Origin of the sequence: Haloplanus vescus, assembly GCF_900107665.1 — an archaeon.
In the GTDB taxonomy this organism is placed as follows: Archaea; Halobacteriota; Halobacteria; order Halobacteriales; family Haloferacaceae; genus Haloplanus; species Haloplanus vescus.
Map to the genome: position 1 here is coordinate 128,340 of NZ_FNQT01000002.1, position 19,626 is coordinate 147,965.

The 19,626-nt window shown below is 66.2% G+C and carries 20 protein-coding genes and 1 tRNA gene; 16 read left to right on the forward strand and 5 right to left on the reverse strand.

Translation table 11 applies throughout. The features are described from left to right. Window positions 1-92: 92 nt before the first annotated feature. From BLU18_RS08310 to BLU18_RS08325, 4 genes are all read left to right on the forward strand, one after another. Window positions 93-656 (forward strand): helix-turn-helix transcriptional regulator, encoded by a 564-nt coding sequence (locus tag BLU18_RS08310; protein ID WP_092633916.1) that lies wholly within the window; start codon window positions 93-95, stop codon window positions 654-656. Window positions 657-754: 98 nt separating this feature from the next. Then, the gene (locus BLU18_RS08315; RefSeq protein ID WP_176791211.1) at window positions 755-2,485 is read left to right on the forward strand and encodes an Nramp family divalent metal transporter; all 1,731 of its coding nucleotides are present in this window, start codon (window positions 755-757) and stop codon (window positions 2,483-2,485) included. Window positions 2,486-2,601: 116 nt separating this feature from the next. Beyond that, on the forward strand, window positions 2,602-3,114 hold the full coding sequence (locus BLU18_RS08320) for an LUD domain-containing protein (protein WP_092633919.1): 513 nt from the start codon (window positions 2,602-2,604) through the stop codon (window positions 3,112-3,114). Beyond that, on the forward strand, window positions 3,107-5,299 hold the full coding sequence (locus BLU18_RS08325) for an LUD domain-containing protein (RefSeq protein WP_245697930.1): 2,193 nt from the start codon (window positions 3,107-3,109) through the stop codon (window positions 5,297-5,299). The genes BLU18_RS08320 and BLU18_RS08325 overlap by 8 nt, the downstream gene beginning before the upstream one ends. 159 nt (window positions 5,300-5,458) lie before the next feature. On the opposite strand, the gene BLU18_RS08330 is transcribed toward BLU18_RS08325, so the two are convergent. Beyond that, a complete protein-coding gene (locus BLU18_RS08330; RefSeq protein ID WP_092633921.1) occupies window positions 5,459-6,244 on the reverse strand; it encodes a helix-turn-helix transcriptional regulator in 786 nt (261 codons plus the stop codon). A 110-nt stretch (window positions 6,245-6,354) separates the two neighbouring features. Here BLU18_RS08330 and BLU18_RS08335 point away from each other — a divergent pair, with 110 nt between their 5' ends. Beyond that, complete coding sequence (locus tag BLU18_RS08335) at window positions 6,355-6,645, forward strand: PRC-barrel domain-containing protein (protein WP_092633923.1); 291 nt, start codon at window positions 6,355-6,357, stop codon at window positions 6,643-6,645. Here BLU18_RS08335 and BLU18_RS08340 read toward each other — a convergent pair. Beyond that, window positions 6,642-8,102 carry a DHH family phosphoesterase gene (locus BLU18_RS08340; RefSeq protein WP_092633925.1) on the reverse strand — a complete coding sequence of 487 codons (1,461 nt, stop codon included), beginning with the start codon at window positions 8,100-8,102 and terminating at the stop codon, window positions 6,642-6,644. The genes BLU18_RS08335 and BLU18_RS08340 overlap by 4 nt on opposite strands. Window positions 8,103-8,202: 100 nt before the next feature. Here BLU18_RS08340 and BLU18_RS08345 point away from each other — a divergent pair. Beyond that, window positions 8,203-8,276, forward strand: a tRNA-Lys gene (locus BLU18_RS08345). Between the two features lie 206 nt (window positions 8,277-8,482). Continuing rightward, entirely contained in the window at window positions 8,483-9,265 is a 783-nt protein-coding gene (locus BLU18_RS08350) for a DUF7537 family lipoprotein (RefSeq protein WP_092633927.1), read from the forward strand. A 3-nt stretch (window positions 9,266-9,268) separates the two neighbouring features. Here BLU18_RS08350 and BLU18_RS08355 read toward each other — a convergent pair whose 3' ends face one another. Next, the gene (locus BLU18_RS08355) at window positions 9,269-10,285 is read right to left on the reverse strand and encodes a zinc-dependent alcohol dehydrogenase family protein (RefSeq protein WP_092633929.1); all 1,017 of its coding nucleotides are present in this window, start codon (window positions 10,283-10,285) and stop codon (window positions 9,269-9,271) included. Window positions 10,286-10,503: 218 nt separating this feature from the next. On the opposite strand from BLU18_RS08355, the gene BLU18_RS08360 reads away from it, so the two are divergent. Genes BLU18_RS08360 through BLU18_RS14855 form a run of 4 tightly spaced genes read left to right on the forward strand, consistent with a single transcriptional unit; the run spans window position 10,504 to window position 13,280 of the window. After that, on the forward strand, window positions 10,504-11,076 hold the full coding sequence (locus BLU18_RS08360) for a hypothetical protein (RefSeq protein ID WP_092633931.1): 573 nt from the start codon (window positions 10,504-10,506) through the stop codon (window positions 11,074-11,076). A gap of 3 nt (window positions 11,077-11,079) precedes the next feature. Beyond that, a complete protein-coding gene (locus BLU18_RS08365; protein WP_092633933.1) occupies window positions 11,080-11,727 on the forward strand; it encodes a QcrA and Rieske domain-containing protein in 648 nt (215 codons plus the stop codon). A gap of 1 nt (window position 11,728) precedes the next feature. Beyond that, the gene (locus BLU18_RS08370; protein ID WP_092633935.1) at window positions 11,729-13,102 is read left to right on the forward strand and encodes a cytochrome b; all 1,374 of its coding nucleotides are present in this window, start codon (window positions 11,729-11,731) and stop codon (window positions 13,100-13,102) included. A 7-nt stretch (window positions 13,103-13,109) separates the two neighbouring features. Then, window positions 13,110-13,280: a DUF8120 family protein gene (locus BLU18_RS14855; protein ID WP_176791212.1), complete on the forward strand. Its 171-nt coding sequence runs from the start codon at window positions 13,110-13,112 to the stop codon at window positions 13,278-13,280. Here the strand turns inward: BLU18_RS14855 and BLU18_RS08375 are convergent. Continuing rightward, the gene (locus BLU18_RS08375) at window positions 13,277-13,519 is read right to left on the reverse strand and encodes a hypothetical protein (protein WP_092633938.1); all 243 of its coding nucleotides are present in this window, start codon (window positions 13,517-13,519) and stop codon (window positions 13,277-13,279) included. The two genes, BLU18_RS14855 and BLU18_RS08375, sit on opposite strands and share 4 nt — an antisense overlap. A gap of 104 nt (window positions 13,520-13,623) precedes the next feature. Between BLU18_RS08375 and BLU18_RS08380 the strand changes: the two genes are divergently transcribed. The 5 genes from BLU18_RS08380 (at window position 13,624) to BLU18_RS08400 (ending at window position 17,657) form a co-directional block, all read left to right on the forward strand. After that, entirely contained in the window at window positions 13,624-13,914 is a 291-nt protein-coding gene (locus tag BLU18_RS08380) for a glutaredoxin family protein (protein ID WP_092633940.1), read from the forward strand. Between the two features lie 59 nt (window positions 13,915-13,973). After that, on the forward strand, window positions 13,974-14,666 hold the full coding sequence (locus BLU18_RS08385; protein WP_092633942.1) for a plastocyanin/azurin family copper-binding protein: 693 nt from the start codon (window positions 13,974-13,976) through the stop codon (window positions 14,664-14,666). A gap of 133 nt (window positions 14,667-14,799) precedes the next feature. Next, window positions 14,800-15,525, forward strand: coding sequence for a response regulator (locus BLU18_RS08390; RefSeq protein WP_092633944.1), 726 nt, complete (start codon window positions 14,800-14,802; stop codon window positions 15,523-15,525). 57 nt (window positions 15,526-15,582) lie between these two features. After that, complete coding sequence (locus BLU18_RS08395) at window positions 15,583-17,334, forward strand: sensor histidine kinase (RefSeq protein ID WP_092633947.1); 1,752 nt, start codon at window positions 15,583-15,585, stop codon at window positions 17,332-17,334. 128 nt (window positions 17,335-17,462) lie between these two features. After that, window positions 17,463-17,657, forward strand: a complete 195-nt coding sequence (locus tag BLU18_RS08400) for a hypothetical protein (protein ID WP_092633949.1) — start codon at window positions 17,463-17,465, stop codon at window positions 17,655-17,657. Here BLU18_RS08400 and thrS read toward each other — a convergent pair. Beyond that, window positions 17,654-19,576 (reverse strand): threonine--tRNA ligase, encoded by a 1,923-nt coding sequence (gene thrS / locus BLU18_RS08405; RefSeq protein ID WP_092633951.1) that lies wholly within the window; start codon window positions 19,574-19,576, stop codon window positions 17,654-17,656. The genes BLU18_RS08400 and thrS overlap by 4 nt on opposite strands. Window positions 19,577-19,626: the final 50 nt, after the last annotated feature.

Here is a 19,626-nt window from a genome sequence, read left to right on the forward strand (position 1 = left end):
GGAACATACGTCTGTAGAGGCGAGTGCAGTCGTATGAATGGCCATTCTCTCGTGTGCAAAGGCTTATACTGTCGTGTGTAATGGCGCATGGTATGGGTGAACAGGGCGAACGACCGCGGAATACCGACGGACAGTACGCCGACCGCATCCCACCCGAGGCCGTACTCGACGTGTTCGACGACCGAGAGGACATGGCTCGCCCACTCACCGCGGGCGACGTGATGGACGCGCTGGACTGTTCGCGGCGGACCGCCCACAACAAACTCTCGACGCTGGTCGACCGCGGGACGTTGGAGACCCGGAAGGTCGGCGCGCGGAGTCGCGTCTGGTGGGTCCCGATGCCGCGCGGCCCGGAGTCTCGGACCGACGAGCGTCCGCTTCCGGTCACGAACGCCATTCAGGATGCGAGCCTCCCGGGGAGTGGACCAACGCTCGAGGCGCGGCGTGAGGCGCTATCGGCCGCCTACGACTACCTCGCGGCTAACCCCGAGGCGAAGAAGGCCGATTTCCTGCGCGACGTCTATCACGACCATCCGGCGGGGTACGAGTCCCCCGAAGCGTGGTGGAACGCGCTGCATCCGGCGCTGAAGGACCTCCCCGGCGTCGACCCGCCAGCCGAGCGCGGCCACCTCTGGCACTTCCTCGGGGGTGATTGATCGGGTGGTTTTTTCAGCTGTACTCCGAGTAGTTTGCCAGCACATGTCCGTGCGGTCGAGACAGCGCGACTACCGACCTCTCCCCGACGGTTCCAACCGTGGCTGAGGACGCGACCGACGCCCCGCCCGACGACGGCGACGACGGCCCCGTGTACGCGTCCGAAGTCGAGGGGCGCCAGTACCGCGGGACGTGGTACTGCCCGCTCCCGTACGACGACCTCGACCGCGCGCCAGAGACCGACGACTACCCCGACCGAGGCTCTGGTGGTGCCTTCCGGCTGGCAGAACTCCCCCGCGTCCCCCGCCTCAGGGACGTTGTCGGCCCGAGCGCCATCATGCTCGGTGCCTCGCTCGGGAGCGGCGAGACGCTGTTCTGGCCCGGACTCATCGCGCGTCACGGCTGGGGCCTCTACTGGGCGTTCGTCGTCGGCATCCTCACCCAGTTCGTCGTCAACACCGAACTCCAGCGGTGGACGCTCGCCACCGGCGAGAGCGTCTTCCGCTCCTACGTTCGAGTTCATCGCGCGTGGCCGTGGGCGTTCCTCCTCGCCGGCCTCCTGAGTCTCGGGTGGCCCGGCTGGGCCGCCGGCGCCGCACAGGTCGTCGCCACCGCGGCCGGCCTCGCGGGGTCGACGCTCCTCGGTCTTCCCGCGTGGAAGCCCCTCGCTGTCGGCCTCCTCCTCGTCGTCTGGCTCTCGTACCAGGTATCGTCAGTCGCGTACAACGCGGTTGAGGCGGTGCAGGTCGGCCTCCTCCTCGTTGCCCTCGTGACTGCCCTCTCCCTCGCCGTCGTCAGCGGTGCTATCCTCGAACTCGACTCCATCCCAACGGCCGTCGCCGGTATCGGGACGCTCCCGGCGCAGATGGACGTAGCCGTCTTCCTTGGCGGCCTCGCGTTCGCTGGCGCCGGTGGGTATCTGAATCTTTCGCAGAGTCTCTGGGTGCGCGAGAAGGGGTACGGCATGGGCAACTATCAGGGCCGCGTCCGCAACCCGCTGAGCGGGGACGACCCCGAACCCATCCGCCCTGATGGCTTCACCTTCCGCCCGACGCGACTGAACCTGAAACGGTGGCGTGGCTGGTGGCGCGTCACCCGGGCCGAGCACTTCCTCACCTTCGTCGTCGGCCTCCTCGGCGTCGCGACGGTGCTCATGGCCGTCGCCCACCGCCACGCACCGGGCACGTCGACGAACGCCCTCGAAATGTGGCTCGGTGAAATCGCTCCTGCGCTCGGCGGCTTGGGTGGCGTCCTCGTGTTCGTCCTCCTCTTCGTCGCGCTGTTCACCACCGAGTATGCCATCGTCGAGTCTTTCGTCCGGAACTCCGCCGACGCCATCTACGAGACGTTCGCCCGCGACGCCGGCTGGGACCTCTCCCGACTGTTCTGGTGGCTGCTCACCGCCTTCACGCTCTGGGGCGTCGTCATCATCGTCCTGTTCACCACGCCACTCGGCACCCAAGGCCCCTTCTTCTTGCTCGTCGTCGGTGCCGCCCTCTCCGGGATGATGATGTGGCCCTACACCATCCTGACGCTCTTGGTCAACACCGAACGCCTGCCCGAACACCTCCAGCCAAGTTGGGGTCGCGTCGTCGCCATGTGGTGGGCAGCGGGTTTCTACGGGTTCTTCAGCGTCCTCTTACTCGGCGAGACAGCCACGATGGTCGGTCTCGATGCCCTCGACACGGCGGTCACCGTCGCCGGGAGCGCGCCCGGGGGGTACGTCATCTGGATCGGCTACGCGCTCGTCCAAGGCTACGCCGTCGTCCGCTCCGTCCGCGCCAAGCGGACCGCATCGGGCACCGTCGACGCCCTGAGTGCGCTCGATTAACAGATTGGGTGTTTTACCCTTTGTCGGTGGTCAGGACCGGGGCCACGTCGTGCGATGCCTGACACGTGCGAGCGCGGACCGAAGCTACAAAGCCGCCTCAACACGTCGATTAGGGTATGGCAACGACGACCACGAACCCGACGCTCTCGGCGTTCGAGGAGTCCCTCGCGGCCCTCGATGTCGAACTCACCCGGACGACGGTCGACGATTTCGCCGCGACGCTCGACGATATCGTCCGCGACCCCGCCGTCGGCGTCCCCCTCCCCTTCGACGTCGACTACCCCGACAGCGTGACCGTGGACCCAACGCCCGCGGCCGTCGAACGGGCGACGACGGGTGTGACGCCCGCCTCCTACGGCATCGCCAACTACGGCAGCGTCGTCCTGCCCTCTACTGACTCGGGCGCCGAACTCGTCAGCCTCTATCCCGAACTCCACGTCCCCGTCGTCCACGCGGACGATATCCTGCCCGACCTGCCGTCCGCGCTCGACCGATTCGGGGACGCCGCTCGCGACGACGACCTGAGCGCCATCGTCGCCACCGGGCCGAGCGCCACCGCCGACATGGGTGACCTCGTCCTCGGAGCGCACGGCCCGAAGGCGGTCCACGTGGTGATGCTCGATGAGTAAGGGTGACCGCGCCGCCGAGATTCGGCGACTCATGGCGACCGAAGGCCCCGCCATCGAGGAGAACACCAAGGGGTTCAACCGGAAGCGACAGGAGGCCGTCGCCGACCTGGAGAACTACGAGGAACTTCGCACGCGCGCCCGCGAGATCAAAGAGGACGCCATCGACCGCCTCCCCGAACTCGTCGACGAGTTGCGCGAGAGCGTCGAGGACAACGGCGGCACTCTCTACATCGCCGACGACGCCGAGGATGCGAACCGCTACATCCGCGACCTGGCGGCCGACAAAGACGCCGACAGCGTCGTCAAGAGCAAGTCGATGACCACCGAGGAACTGGAGGTCAACGACGCCCTCGAAGCCGACGGCGTCGACGTGGTCGAGACCGACCTCGGCGAGTGGGTCGTCCAGCTCGCCGACGAATCCCCGTCACATCTCATCGCACCCGCCATCCACCGGTCCCGCGAGAGCATCGCCGAACTGTTCCAAGAGGTGTTCGACCCCGAGGACCCGCCGAAGACGGCGAGCGAACTCACCATGTTCGCCCGCGAGAAACTGGGCGCGCGCATCCGCGACGCCGACATCGGCATGACCGGCGCCAACTTCATCACCGCCGACAGCGGGACGATGGCACTCGTCACCAGCGAGGGCAACGCCCGGAAGTGTGCGGTCACGCCCGACACCCACGTCGCAGTCGCCGGCGTCGAGAAGATTATCCCCTCGACCGACGACCTCTCGCCGTTCCTCGAACTCCTCGCACGCTCTGGGACGGGGCAGGACCTCACCGCCTACGTCTCCATGCTCACCCCGCCCGTCGACTCTCCCTCCATCGACTTCGACGACGACGAGACGCCCCTCTCGGAGCTCGACTCGGACCGCGAGTTCCACCTTGTCCTCGTCGACAACGGTCGGATGGCGATGCGCGAGGACGACCAACTCCGCGAGACGCTCTACTGCATCCGGTGTGGTCAGTGTTCGAACTCCTGTGCCAACTTCCAGCACATCGGCGGCCACGGCTTCGGCGGCGAGACCTACTCTGGCGGCATCGGCACCGGATGGGAAGCGGGCATCGAGGGCCTCGACACCGCCGCCGAGTTCAACGACTTCTGTACCGGCTGTTCGCGCTGTGTGAACGGCTGCCCGACCAAAATCGACATCCCGTGGATAAACACGGTCGTCCGCGACCGAATCAACCGCGGCGAGGAACCCGACGGCGTCGACCACCTCGTCGAGGGACTGACGCCCGACGAGGAACCCGGTGGTCTCGACCTCGGCAAGCGCCTGTTCGGTAACTTCGAGACGCTCGCGAAACTCGGGAGTGCGACCGCGCCGGTCTCCAACTGGCTCGCCGACGCCGCACCCGCCCGGTGGGCGCTCGAACGCGTCGCGGGCGTCGACGCGCGCCGCGACCTCCCCGAGTTCCAGCGCGAGACGCTCGTCGAGTGGTTCGAGAACCGCGTCGCCACCGTCTCCGACCCGACCCGAGAGGTCGTGCTCTACCCCGACGTGTACACCAACCACGTGCAGGTCGAACGCGGGAAAGCCGCCGTCCGGGTGCTCGAAGCTCTCGGCGTCTCGGTCCGGATTCCGTCGGTCCGGTCGAGCGGTCGCGCGCCCCTCTCACAGGGGATGATCGCCACTGCCGAAGACCACGCCCACGACGTCTACGGCAGCCTCGCCGAACACCTCGACGCCGGGCGCGACGTGGTCGTCATCGAACCCTCCGACATCGCCATGTTCGAGAACGAGTACGAGCGGTTCCTCTCCGAGAGGTCCGCCGAGCGCCTGCGCGACAATTCCTACGAGATCATGGAGTACGTCTACGGCCTGTTGGAGAACGGCGCCGACGCCGGCGCGCTCCGCGGTGGCTCGGGCGAGGAAGTCGCGTACCACGCCCATTGCCAGCAGCGCACGCTCGGCCTCGAAGCCCACACCGTCGCGGTGCTCGAAGACCTCGACTACGACGTCATCACCTCCGACGTGGAGTGCTGTGGCATGGCCGGGTCGTTCGGTTACAAGGACACCTACTACGAACTGAGCATGGACGTGGGCGACGACCTCGCCGAGCAGTTCTCGACGCCGGAAGCCCGTGACCGGACGGTCGTCGCCAGCGGTACCTCCTGTCTGGAGCAACTCGACGCCCTGCTCTCGCGGCCCACGACGCACCCGGTGGAACTCGTCGCGCCGTAAGCGGTCGCATCCGTCGTGCCGTCAGACTCCGATTTCCCCCTGCGTGCGGCAACCTCGCCTCCCCCACGACGAGTCTCGCCGCACGCCACGATTCGGCCGAGGGTACAAATTGTCAGTCCGTAACGCGACGACAACCCCTGTCGTCTCCGCTCGGTCGCTTCAGACCGTCGTCTTGTGCGTCGACTCGTCGCGATACCGCTCGAATATCGACTCGGCGGCCGTCCGTAGCTCCGGGTCCGTCGACACCGCGAGCGCGTGCGGTTGGCCGTCCTTCGAGGCGCCGAACGCCGCGGTGTCGTCCATGACGCCCACGAAAAACGAGATTGGCTTCGGATGGACGTAGATATCGACCGAATCCGACTCGATGGTGGTCTCGTGGCCCTCGCGGTAGTCGATCCGTTCACTCGCCCGTTCGCTCGCTCGTTCGGAGATGACCGTCTCCACGTCGAACTCCTCACCGCGCCGAATCCGAGAGGCCAGTTGGTCGATGCTCTCCTGTTGGACCGCCGGGGCCACCTCCCGGATGTACGTCGACTCCGCCCGGAGCGAGAGCACGCGGTCGAGGATGCTGAATGGGTCCGCACTCGATGCGACGAGGAGCTCGGCGCCAGACAGCGCGTCGATGGGCAGGTCACGGAAGACGGGCGGGCCGTTCCGAAGGAGCGTCTCGAACTCGACTGCCGCCGCCGTCCGGTCGAGCGCGTCATCGAACCGCGTCGCGATACCTGCGCCGAAGGGCGTGAGTCGGAGTTCGCGGTCGGCCTGTCGGAGGTAGCCCCGCTCTTCGAGGGAGTTGACGACGCGGACGACCGTCCGGTGTGACGCGTCGAGTCGTGACTCCAGCGCCGAGCGGTCGACGGGTTCGTCGTCTGCGACGATACCGAGCGCCTCGGCTCGGTTGTCGGACTGTGTGAGATATCGGAGTTCCGCGACGGCGTCTTCCATACGCGCTACTCGTCCGTCGCTAACTTAAACAGATACGAACGGCCGGGCCGGGTGTGTCGCGTCGCCCCCTTCCGCGAACTATTAAGACCCGCGGCGAACAGGTGGTTCGTATGGACGGTACGCCACAGGAGATTACGACGCTCGTCGGGCGCGAGGTGTATTCGAACAACGGGGTCTTCGTCGGCGAAGTCGAGGACGTTCGTCTCGACCTGAGTCAGCAGACGGTCACCGGGCTCGCGCTCGGCGAACTGAGTCAGGAACTGTTCGCCGGGCGCATCGAGTCCGGCAAGGGCGTGATGATTCCGTACCGGTGGGTTCGTGCCGTCGGCGACGTGATTCTCATCAACGACGTGGTCGAACGACTCGAAGACGACGGCGAGGACGAGGAAGTCATCGCTTAACTGCCGTTTCCGGACTCTGACGCGCTCTCGACACCCATCGCGTCGAACAGTTTCTTCCGCACCGCTTCCTCGGCCAGCGAGAGGAGCGTATCGCGGTTGTCCTCGCTCGCCTCGATGCCCGTGAAGAGACCGAGCGGAATCTCGACGCTCCCCTGCGTCGAGTGCCCACCCGTCTCCCCGATACCGCCGTAGGCGTCTTCGAGGACGTTCCCGATATTGATGCGGATGTCCTTCGAACGCGCCGCGAGGTAGATGGTGTCGTCGGCGATGCCGAACACGGCGGTGGTCGTGATGCCCTCTAGGTTGAGGAGGTGTTGGGCGGCCTGGGCGAGGGCGTCCCGGTCACGGATGAAGCCCGCGTTCGAGACGAGGTGACTCCCCTGCACCTGCCGGTTCTGGATGGCCTCGGCGAGGACGTCGAGCGTCTCCGGCGACATCGACGGCGACTCCACCTGCTCCAGCGTGTCGTGGTTGGCGAAGGGGTAGAGATACGCCGCGGCCGTCAGGTCCGCGGGCGTCGTGTCGCGCTTGAAATCCAGTGTCTCGGCGCGAATGCCGTACAGGAGCGCCGTCGCGACGGCTTCGTCCGGCGAGAGGTTGAACTCCTGGATGTACTTCGTGAGAATCGTCGACGTCGAGGAGACGTTGGGGCGGACGTCCATGAAGTCGGCGTCGTAGTCCGACTCCGGTTCGTAGTGGTCGATGAAGACGTCGACGCCGGTTTCGAGGCCGATGTCCCCCGACTTCATGTGGTCGACGAGGGCGACGAGTCCGTAGTCGTCGAGCGACGCCACCTCCGTCAGCGGTAGGAGTTCGATGCCGAGAAGGTTCACGAACGCGCGGTTCTCCTGATGGCCGATATCGCCGTGATAGAGGATGTCCGCGTCGACGTCGTGGGCCTCGGCGATGGCCTGTAGCGCCACCGCGCTGGCGATGGAGTCGGGGTCCGGGTTGTCGTGTGTGAGGATGGCGAGTCCGCCCTCGCCGCCGGTGCGGAGTAGGTCGGCGAGTTGCTGGGCCTTGTATTCGAGTTCGCCCGTCTCCAGGGCTCGAAGCGCCGACTCCGCGATGACCTGCGACGGGTTGATGACGACGTCCGCGCCCGCTTCGGTGAGTTCGTCCTCCGAGACGGGGTCGGACGCACGTACGATGATGAACTGGTCGCCGCCACGCTCTCGAATCGTCGATACCGCCGCCTTGTTCGCCTCCACGTCGGACGCGAGGATGAGAAGCACCTCGCGGTCGGCGACCAGGTCCGCCACCTCGTCGTCGCGGATGTCGGTCTGGCGCGCGTTGAGGTCCTGATCGCGCAGCGCCTCGACCCGGCTCTCGTCTCGGTCGAGGATGAGCACGTTCTTGCCCTCGTCCGCGAGCTCCTCGGCGACAGCGTGCCCGACGCTCCCGCACCCGAGAATCGCGTACGACGACATTGTCGAGACCGTAGCCGCCTTACTCATATGTCCTGAATATTCCTGCCGTCACACTTAACGGCGTCCCTTCGACCCCTCCGCCCCGAAGGGAAACGCCTTTTAGTAGCCCTCCGGTAGCGAAAGGCGAGGGCCGGTAGCTCAGTCAGGTAGAGCGACGGACTCTTAATCCGTCGGTCGGGGGTTCAACTCCCTCCCGGCCCGTAAGAAATCCGCGAGCGACAGCGAGCGGTTTCGAACGACCCGTGGTGGGCGTTGAACGAGAGAACGCCGAGTGGTAACGAGGCGTTCGCGTGGTTCAACTCCCTCCCGGCCCGCTTCTGCGAGGAACGACGGTGACGAGCGGAGCGACGACTCCTTCGACCCAAAACCCACGACGCTGATATGGGATACCCTCGTTAGCGACATACATGGACCGCGGACACCTGACGACTGGACTCGTGTTGCTACTCGTCGTCTTGGCGGGCTGTTCCGGCCCCGGCGGGAACGGTGGCGAGACGGCCACGGCGGCACCCACCGCGACGCCGGCGTCGACACCCGCCTCGACACCGACCGCCACGCAGTCGGCCGAGTCGTACCCCGACGGGTGGTCGGCGTCGGGCGTCGAGGACGCGCAGGCGGCCCGCGACTCGCATTATCGGGCGGTGCTCGCGGGTCCGTCGACGACCGTTGAGTACCAGTCGCGGGTCCTCGAATCGGCGAACGACACGGGCCACGACACCACGCTGGAGATGGCACTCGACACGCAGAACCGGCGGCTCTACGCCGACATCGAGGGCGCCGACGCCCATCGACAGGTGTTTTTCGCCGACGGTCGGCTCTCGCGGTGGGATGTCGCCAACGAGACGGTCGTCTCCGAGTCTGAGACGCAGTTCCACCTCGTCGCGCAGTCGGTCGACCGAGGCGTCCTCGTCTCGCATCTCCTGCTCTACGAACTCGAAGAGAACGGGACGGTTCGTCGAAGCGGCGTCACGGCCCGTCGCTACGAGGTGACCGGCGTCCATCGGAACACGCTCTCGAACGCTTACGGGTCGGCCACGGCCGCCGACGGCCACCTCGTCGTCGGACCGAGCGGCCGACTCATCGAACTCGAGACGACGGTGACGTTCTCCCGGGCGCGGGTCCGCTACCACTACCAGCACTCGAACTTCGGCCAGACGACGGTGCAGACCCCCGACTGGCGGGCGGCGTAAGCGTCAGTCGATGCTGACGACGACTTTTCCTTGGTGCTCGCCGGCGTCGACGTAGCGGTAGGCCTCGCGGGCGTCCTCGAAGTCGAAGACGCGGTCGATGACCGGTTCCAGCTCTGCGACGGCCATCGCGTCGAGCATCCGGTCGAACATCGCGCGACTGCCGACGCCGATGACGCCCTCCACGTCGAGGCCCTTGTGGAGAATCGCGCTGGGGTCGACCTGTCCCGCCTGCCCGGCGAGGACGCCGATGAGGTGGACGTGGCCGCCGAAGCCCGCCGCCGTCAGCGAGCGTTCGAGCGTCCCCGGACCGCCGACTTCGACGACGTGGTCGACGCCGCCCGTTCGCTCCAAGACTGCGTCGCCCCAGTCGGGTGTCTCCTCGTAGTTGAGTGTCTGTGCGGCGCCGAGCTCGCGCGCCCGATCGAGTTTCTCGTCGCTGGAGGAGGTCACGATAGTCTCCGCGCCGTGGAGGGTGGCGAACTGGAGCGCGAAGGTGGAGACGCCGCCGGTGCCGAGTGCGAGCACCGTCTCGCCGGCCCCGAGGTCGCCGTCTTCCGCGAGGGCGCGCCACGCCGTGAGGCCCGCACACGACAGCGTCGCCCCGGCCTCGTAGGAGAGGTAGTCGGGGAGGACGGGCAGACTCTCGGCGGGGAAGGTGGCGTACTCCGCGAGCGCACCGTCGACGTTGCCGCCGGTCGTGCGCTGGATTTTCTCGGTCGTCGCGGGGCCGTCGATCCAGTCGGGGGCGAAGGGGGTCGCGACGCGGTCGCCCGCAGCGAGGCGGTCTACGTCCGCACCGACCTCGACGACTTCGCCGGCACCGTCCGAGAGCGGGACGACGGGGAGCGACATGCCGGGGTAGGCCAGGTCAGCGTTCGCGATGGCGAGGTCGCGGTAGTTGAGCGACGCGGCTCGAAGCCGAATCAGCGCCTCGTCGTCGGCCGGCGTCGGCCGGTCACGCTCGACTTCGACGACGCCCTCGTAGTCACTGTCGGTCTCCTGAACTTCGTAGGCTCGCATTGGCCCATCACGGTGACGGTCGCATTTGAGTGCTGGGGAGGGGTCGGTTCGTGCCGGTTCGCGGACGCGTTCGACGGAGTATTTGCGTGTGTCGTGGTCACGCTTGCCAATTCCGCGCGAATAGAAACTTGCTTTTGCATGGGTTTCTGACGCCAACATACACACACAGATGAGCTATCCGTCTACTCTCCCCGAATGGGTTCCGAGGTGATCAGTGCGTGCGAATCGAACGCGAAGCGGTCCTGATCGTCGTCCTCATCGGCCTCGTCCTCACCCCGATGTGGTATTTCGCGATAGCGAGTGGCGAGCCGACGCCCGGCGTTCAGTTGCAGAGCGACAGCGACACGGAAATCGTGCCCACCGAGACGTTCCTTCCGACGCCGAACGAAGTCAACACCAACGTCTCCGGTGTGGTGACGTGGCTCGCCCTGTTCGTCCTCGTGGCGATGATCGTCTACACGAGGCGATTCACCGAGCGGGTCGGGCGGGCGACCGACGCCCTCAGGCTTGACGGCACCGTCCTGCCGTCGTGGCTGACCTCCGAGCACCGGTCGGTGCTCGCCTACTGGCCGGCCCGCACGCCCTCGGCAGGGTTGGTAACGCTCGCCCTTCTCACGTGGGCCGTCGTCTCCTTCGCCGGCCTGCTCGCGTGGGAGGGTCTCAACTACGCCCGCACGCAGTTCATCGGCGTCTACATGGGATTGATGCTGCTCACGATGGGCGTCTGGATGGCTGTCTACATGACGTGGTTCATGCCGAGTATCACGGTCGCAGAACAACGAGAGCACTAACCAATGACTGACGACGACATTCCAGACGACGCGGTATCGCTCGACGAAACTGACCACGAGATATCGGTGACGACGCGCCGTAACGTCGCCAAGGTCCTCGGCGTGATGGGCGGAGCCGCCGCCATCGGGGCCTTCTCCGTCAACTTCATCACCGGACTGGCCGACGCCGGCCTCGCGAGCGGTGAGGCCGACCTCACCTACGAGAACATCTACGTCGAGGGCACGCACCTCGTCGACCAAGACGGTGAGCGCATCTCCGCCGACCAGATAGAACAGGGCAGCGGCGACACCATCACCGCTCTCCCGGAGAAAGAGGGCGGTGGCGCTCTCGAAAACAAGAAGGCGACGACGCTACTCGCACGCTTCGGCCCCGACGACTTCGAGGAGCCGACCGAACTCGATTGGACGGCCGACGGCTACGTCGCCTACTCCATGGTCTGCACCCACGAGGAGTGTCTGGTGTCGGGCCGCGACGGAGACGACCTCTTCTGCCCGTGTCACGGCACCTCGTACGACCCGCTGCGCGGCGCCGAGGTAGTCGGTGGTCCCGCCCCCGACCCGCTCCCGCAGCTTCCCATCGGCGTCAGTGACGAGGGCAATCTCCTGCTCGCGACCGGTCCCTTCGAGGGCCCAATCGGAGCCTCGCACTAACATGACCGACGAACTCTCTGACGACACGACGGACGTCGAGACGCGCCCCGACGGCGGCGTCGAGCGATACGAGCACAGTCGGCTCTATCGCTGGCTTGACGACCGACTCGACCTCGACGACGACTCGTTCGGGAAGGCGTTCCCCGACGACCGATACGGCTCGTTCCTGCTCGGCGAGGTGGCGCTGTTCTCCTTCGTCATCCTCGCGGCCACGGGGACGTTCCTCGGACTGATGTACACGCCCCACGCCTCCGAAGTCGTCTATCAGGGGCAGGTTGCCCAGTACGCCGGCGAGTCGGTCCCCGGCGCGTTCGCGAGCGTCCTGCGCATTTCCTACGACGTTCGCTTCGGGATGTTCATTCGGATGGCCCACCACTGGGCGGCGTACCTCTTCCTCGCCGCCATCGGCCTGCACATGTTCCGCGTCTTCTTCACCGGCTCGTACCGCAACCCGCGCGAGCCGAACTGGGTCGTCGGAAGCGTCCTCCTCTTGCTGGCGCTCGGCGAGGGGTACTTCGGCTACGCGCTCCCCTACGACGACTTCAGTGAGACGGCAACGACCATCGGATTCCAGATGACGTCTTCGATTCCGGTCGTCGGGACGACGCTGAAGAACCTCATCTTCGGCGGGAACTTCCCCGCGGACGCGACGTACATCCTGCCGAGATTCTTCTTCTATCACGTCTTCCTGCTCCCGGCGATCATGGCGGGCCTCATCGGCCTGCACATGTTCATCCTGCTCCGCCAGAAGCACACGGAGCACGCGGAGAGTTCGCGTGACGCGGACTCGCCCGTCGGCCCCGACCCCGACGACGAGAGCGTCGTCGTCGGCGTGCCGATGTGGCCGAATCAGGCGGCGATGTCCGTCGTCATCTTCCTCTTCACCGCCTCCATCGTGTCGTTCCTCGCGGCACTCTTCCCGGTGCAACGGGTCGCCATCATCGGCCCCGCGTCGCCGCTCACCCAACCGTCGGGCGTCCGCCCCGACTGGTTCTTCATGTGGGTGTTCGGCGCGCTGAACATGACGCCGAATATCTTCGCCGGCTACGGGCGATTCATCGGCGGCGTGCTCTTCCCCGGCATCGTCACCGGCGTGATGGCGATGTGGGCGTTCATCGACCGCCACGACGAGCCGGTTCACTTCACCGCGAACCCGCTCGACCGGCCGATGCCCACCGCCGTCGGCGTCGCTGCCATCTCGATGATTATCGTCCTCTCCATCGCCGGCATGAACACGTTCATCGCCGAGACGCTGGGGGTGAGCGGAGGCGCCATCTACCCCTACCTGCTCGCGATGACGATTCTCGTCCCGCCGTTGCAGGGACTCATCGTCTACGTCGCGCTCAAGCGACGGCAGTCGCGCTTGGAGGACTGAGACCCAGATGCAGCTCTCCCCCCGAGTGTATTTCGCGGTCGACCGACTGACGAAACTCGTGGGTCTGCTCGCGCTGGCTGGCGGTATCGGCGGCGCGTTCGGCTCACTCTCCCCCGTCGTCGCCATCGCCGGCGCTATCGTCGGCGTTGCGACGGTGTTCGTCGAGTCGTCGGGCTAGCCGAGCATCTGTTTCGCTCGCACGCCGAGCAACCAGAGCCCACAGAGGCCGAGGACGACCATCCCGCCGAGGCCGGTGAGTCCCGAGAGGAAAAAGAGGGTTCCACTCGTCGTCGGCGCGGTCCCGCGGAGGCCCAACCCGACTGCGGCCACGAGGAAGGAGCCAGCCCACAGGGCCGCGCCGGCCGTCGCCACGCGGGCGAGACGCGGATGGACGAAGCGGTCGAAAAACGACGCCATACCCGTCTATTCTCGCCACCTCTCAACACCGTTGCGATTCGGGTCGACAGGATTTACCGACGGACAGCGACAGTATTAGGAATCAGCGACAGCTACCTCGGCCTGTGTCTTCCGACGAGTCGTCCCCGGAATCGACTGCCGACGCGACGCCCGTGACCGTCACCGTCTACACGCGCGAGGAGTGTCACCTCTGTCACGAGGCCATCGAGACCATCGAGCGCGTCGCCGACTCGGTGGCGCGCCCGGTGTCGATAGAGACGGTCGACGTCGACACCGACCCCGACCTCCAAGACGAGTACGGCGAGCGCGTACCGTACGTCCTCGTCGCCGACCGCCCCGCGTTCAAGTACCGCGTCGACGCCGACGAGTTTCGCGCGACGCTCGCCGAGCGATAGGACTGCGCTGATGTCGATTCCGAAATGGATTCAAAGGTACTACACGGAGATACGGGTACATGGTTCAGAACGGCACGAAGCGGTCGACCGGCGCACGCAGTCGTCGGGGCTTTCTGCGGACTGTCGGCGGCGTGACTGTGGGTGCCCTCGCCGCCACGCCCGCCACGGCCCAGAGCGGCGGCGGGACGACGCATACGATTTCGATGCTGACCGAGGGTGGCTCTTACTACTTCGACCCTATCGGCCTGCACGTCGAACCCGGCGACACCGTCGAGTGGGTCAACGAGAGCGGCCAGCACTCGGCCACGTCCTACACGTCGGACAACCCCCGCTACGACGGTGACCGTCGCATCCCGTCCGGAGCGGAATCGTGGAATAGCGGCGTCTTCGAGGAGTCGGGGGCGACCTTCTCCTACACGTTCGAGGAGACGGGCACGTACGACTACTACTGCATTCCCCACCGGACGCTCGGCATGGTCGGCCGCATCGTCTGTGGCTCTCCCGGCGGGCCTGCCGCGGAGAACGAGTTCCCCGAATCGGACTCGCCGCAAGGCACTATGCCGTCCTCGGAGACCATCGTCGAGGAGGGCAGCCTCGAGTGGCCGTACGTTCCGACGACCGACCACGGCGGCCCGCCGCTCCTGTTCTGGGGTGGCGTCGGCGCCCTCGGCGCCACGAGCGCCTACCTGTTCACGGTGTACGACCGCGCGTCCGGTCGCTACTCCACGCCCGACCTGCCCGGCAACGAGTAATCCTGTCGGCTACGTCGATACGGACAGTCGGCATCTCGAACGCCGACCTGCTCGACTCGGCCACACCGACAGCACGAGCCGCTGACACACCCGAACTCGGTACGTTCTTGTAACTGTATGCACAATTGTGGTCGTGGCTTCCGACGCTCCGCTGTCGATACTGCACGTCGACGACGACGGCTCTTTCGGTGAGTTGGTACAGATATATCTCGAACGGGCGACCGAATTCGACTGTACGGTTCGGTCGGTCACTTCGCCGGACGACGCCCTTGACGTGATTCGGAGCGACGGCGACGACATCGACTGTGTCGTCAGCGACTACCGCATGCCCGGCACCAACGGCATCGAACTCCTGCGTGCCGTCCGTGAGACACACCCCGAACTCCCCTTCCTGCTCTTTTCGGGCGAGGAGACGGACGACGTAGCTGCCGAAATCGTCCGCGCGGGCGTGACAGACTACCTCCAGAAGGGATACGGGACCGACCAGTACACGACCCTCGTGCGACGTGTAGAACACGCCGTCGGGTCGGAAGGCTGCTTCGACGCGGACGGGTCGCTAGAACTCGACGCCGTGGGTATCGTCGGCCCGGACGACCGGTTCGACCACGTCGACGCCGGCTACGCCAGCCTCTACGATTACGACGCCGAGGAGGTAGAGGGCAAACACTGGTCTGCCCTCCACCCCGACGACGAGGTGGCGCACATCCGCACGCACGTGTTGCCCGTGGTGCGGACGGGCGGCAAGTGGACCGGACAGAGCACGGGTCTGCGCGCCGACGGGAGCACCTTCACCGAGTCGAAACTGGTGACGACCCTCGACGACGACCGCCTCCTCATCGCGGTGTCGGCGATATCCTAACTCTGAAAGCGACCCACCCCGATTATTTATAATTCTGCGCCCGAACCCCGAGACGACGTGACTCGCGTACTGCTCGCTCACCCGTCGCCCGAGACGGCGACACGCCTCGCGACCGCACTCGGTGACGCCAACCCGACTACGTCGGTCGTCGTCGCGACGGCCGTCGACGAGGCGGTCGACCAGTCGTCGGACGCCGACTGCGTCGTCGTCGCGTTCGACCCCGTCGACCAGTCCGGCGTCGACCTGCTTCGGGCGCTCCGCACGACCGCCCCCGACGTACCACAGGTCCTCGCCCCCGGCGCCGACGCCGCCGACGCCGACTCACTCGCCGACCGCATCGCGGCGTCGACGGCCGTTCCGGCGAGTGACCTCCTCGACGGCGTGCCGGGCATCGGCTGTGTCGTCACGCCAGACGGTGACCCCGTTCGAGCGAACGCCCGGTGTCGCGAGGTGCTGGGCGACCCGCCCCACGACGTGACCGACCTCGTTCCGGCCGTGGAGCGCGACCATCTACTCGCCGCGGTGGACGGCGCGGTCGAGGAGGGACAGGTCACGGCACAGATGCCGGCCGCGGCCGACGAGCGACCGCCACACGAGTGGACGCTGACTCGTCTCGACCAAGTCGTCAGCGTCGTCGGCCTCGACGTGTCCGCGCGCGAGGACTTCGCCGCCGAACTCCGGGACACCGAAGCGGCGCTCGCGGCGCTCTACGATACGCTTTCGAACCGCGACCTCTCCTTCGAGGCGCGCTTGGAGCGGATTCTCGAACTCGGCTGTGAGCGCCTCGGCGTCGATTACGGCTTCCTCACGCGAATCAACGGCGACACGCAGCGAATCGTCGCCTCGCGGGGCACGCACCCACTGCTGCAACCGGGCGAAGAGTGCCCGCTCTCGGAAGCCTACTGCCGCAAGGCGATACAGAGCGACGGCCTCCTCGGCATTCACGACGCCATCGCCGCGGGGTGGGAGTCCGACCCCGCGTACAACACCTTCGGCCTCGGCTGTTATCTCGGCGGCAAAATCGTCGCCGACGACCACCTCTACGGCACGCTCTGTTTCGCGGACGACGACCCGCGCGGCATGACGTTCACCGACTCCGAGCGGACGTTCGTCGAACTGCTGACGCGGTGGGTGAGCTACGAACTCGAAGAGCGGATGGCCCGGGAGGACTTGGAGCGCCAGAACGACCGCCTCGCGGAGTTCGCGAGCATCGTTTCCCACGACATCCGCAATCCGCTGAACGTCGCGAAAGGGAAGTTACAGGTCGCCCAAGAGACGGACGACCCGACGCATCTCGACGAGGTGGCGGACGCCCTCGACCGGATGGAGCAGCTGGTCACCGGGTTGCTCGACCTCGCCAAACAGGGGTCGGTCATCGAATCCGTCGAGGAGGTACGGTTGAGCGACGTGGTTGAGGACGCGTGGGCGAACGTGGCGACTGACGGCGCGACCCTGACCGTCGACGACGACGGCCTCGTCGAGGCTGACCCCGGGCGATTCCTGCAGTTGCTGGAGAATCTCATTCGTAATAGTATCGAACACTGCGCCACGCCCGACACCCTTACCGTCCACGTCGGCGTCCTTACCAACGGCTTCTACGTCGCCGACACCGGTCCCGGCATCGACCCGGAGGAACGCGAAGCCATCTTCGAACGCGGCCACACCACCGGCGGTGGCTCCGGCCTCGGGTTGACTATCGTCCGCGCCGTCGCCGACGCGCACGGCTGGACCATCGACGTGACCAACGCCGCCGACGGCGGCGCCCGCTTCGAGTTCTCTGGCGTCGAACGCCCTGCCGACCCCGAGTAGAACAGGAACGTTTATGATAGATGGGCCGTTCGTATCTGGTAATGCGCTCTCACGTCGTACCTGTACGCGACTAATCCTTCTCCACTGACAGGTATCGACGTTCAACCGATTTCGCCGCCATCTCGCGCATGAGTACGCCTCACCCGACACACACCCAGACCGACCGCACCGCTACCGAACCGACGCTCACCGACGGCCGCTGGCGCGCCGACCCGCCAGCTGCTCCCGACTCTGCCGTCCACGACGCGCCGCGACAGTTCTCACTCTCGACGCAACGCCTCTACAACCTCATCGACGACGAAAATCGCGCGATGCTCGACTAGTCCAGGAAGTCCGGTTCGATTCGCTTCTCGTCGCGTTCCGCCTGGACGTGGGCGACGAACGACTCCATGTCGACGTCTTTCTGCTCGCGTTCTTTCCGGTCACGCACCGAGACGGTGCCGCTCTCCTCCTCGTCGTCGCCGACGATGAGCATGTACGGCACGCGGTCGCTGTGTGCCTGCTGAATCTTTCGCCCGACGGTCCACGAGCGGTCTTCGACTTCGACGCGGAAGCCGTCGAGTTCGTTCTTGAGGCGGTGGGCGTAGCCCAAGTTGTCGTCGCTGACGGGGAGGATGCGCACCTGTTCGGGTGCCAGCCAGAGCGGGAACTTCCCGTTGAAGTGCTCGATGAGCACCATCAGGAATCGCTCGTAGCTTCCGTAGAGCGCGCGGTGGAGCATGACTGGGCGGTGGTCCTCGTTGTCCTCGCCGGTGTAGGTGAGGTCGAACCGCTCGGGCATGTTGAAGTCGAGTTGGACGGTCGGGCCGTCCCACTTTCGCCCGAGGGCGTCCTCGAACGCGAAGTCGATTTTCGGGCCGTAGAAGGCGCCGTCACCCGACTCAACGTCGTAGTCGATGCTCTGGGAGTCGAGGACCGAACGCAGCTGCGATTCGGCGCGCTCCCAGATTTCGTCGCTCCCGACCGATTTCTCCGGCCGAGTCGCGAGCGCGACTTCCGCGTCGAGGTCGAACGTCTCGAAGACGCGGAAGATGTTGTCGATGACGAGGGTCACCTCCGACTCGATTTGGTCCGGGCGGACGAACACGTGGCCGTCGTCGATGGTGAACGACCAGACCCGGGAGAGCCCCGAGAGTTCGCCACGCTGTTCCTTGCGGTACACCTTGCCGTCTTCGAAGTAACGGACGGGAAGGTCGCGGTAACTCCACGAGGACTGGTCGAAGATGGTCGCGTGGCCCGGGCAGTTCATCGGCTTCAGGCCGTACTCCTCGTCGTTGACGTCGAGGAGGAACATGTCGTCGACGTAGTTCTCGTAGTGGCCCGACTTCTTCCACAGTTCCGTCCGGAAGAGGTGTGGCGTCTCGACGGGGTCGTAGCCCGCGTCGAGGTTCATCTGCCGCGCGAAGTCCGAGAGTTCGTCGAGGACGCGCTTCCCGTTGGGGTGATAGAGCGGCAGGCCCGGGCCAGTCGTCTCGTCGATGGAGAACAGGTCGAGCTCCCGGCCGAGCTTTCGGTGGTCGCGCTCTTGGGCCTCGCGGCGGCGTTCGAGATAGTCCTCCATGTCCGACTCGTCGGCGAAGGCCGTGCCGTAGACTCGCGTCAGCGTGTCGTTGTCCTCGTCGCCCCGCCAGTACGCCGACGAGATGTTGAGGAGGGTGAAGGCGCCGATTTCGCCCGTGGAGTCGACGTGCGGTCCCTGACAGAGGTCCTCGAAGTCGCCCTGCTGGTAGAGGGAGACGGGGTCTTCGCCCGCCGCCTCCGTCTCGAGGATGTCCCGTTTGTACGGGTTGTCGTCGTACTGCGCTTTCACCTCGTCGCGCGAGCGTTCGACGCGTTCGATGTCGAGGTCGGACGCGATGATGTCCTCGGCCTCGGCCTCGATATCCTCGAGGTCCTCGCTGTCGAGGTCGACGTTCGCCACGTCGTAGTAGAAGCCGTCGTCGGTCGGCGGGCCGATGGCGAGGTTGGCGTCGGGGTACAGTCGCTGGAGCGCCTGTGCGAAGACGTGGGCCGCCGAGTGGCGCAACACGCGCAGGTACTCGTCGCTGTCTTCGGTGACGATGACGAGTTCCACGTCGTCGTGAAGCGGCGTGACCTTGGCCACGAGGTCGCCGTCGACGACGCCCGCCACCGTGTCGCGACCGAGACCGGGACCGATCTCGAAGGCGACGTCCTCGACCGTCGACCCCTCCTCGACGGTGAGTTCAGAGCCGTCAGGAAGCGTCACTACGATTTCGCTCATATCGGTCGAAGTCGGACGAACGGAATAATACTGTCGAACAGGAGGCGTGT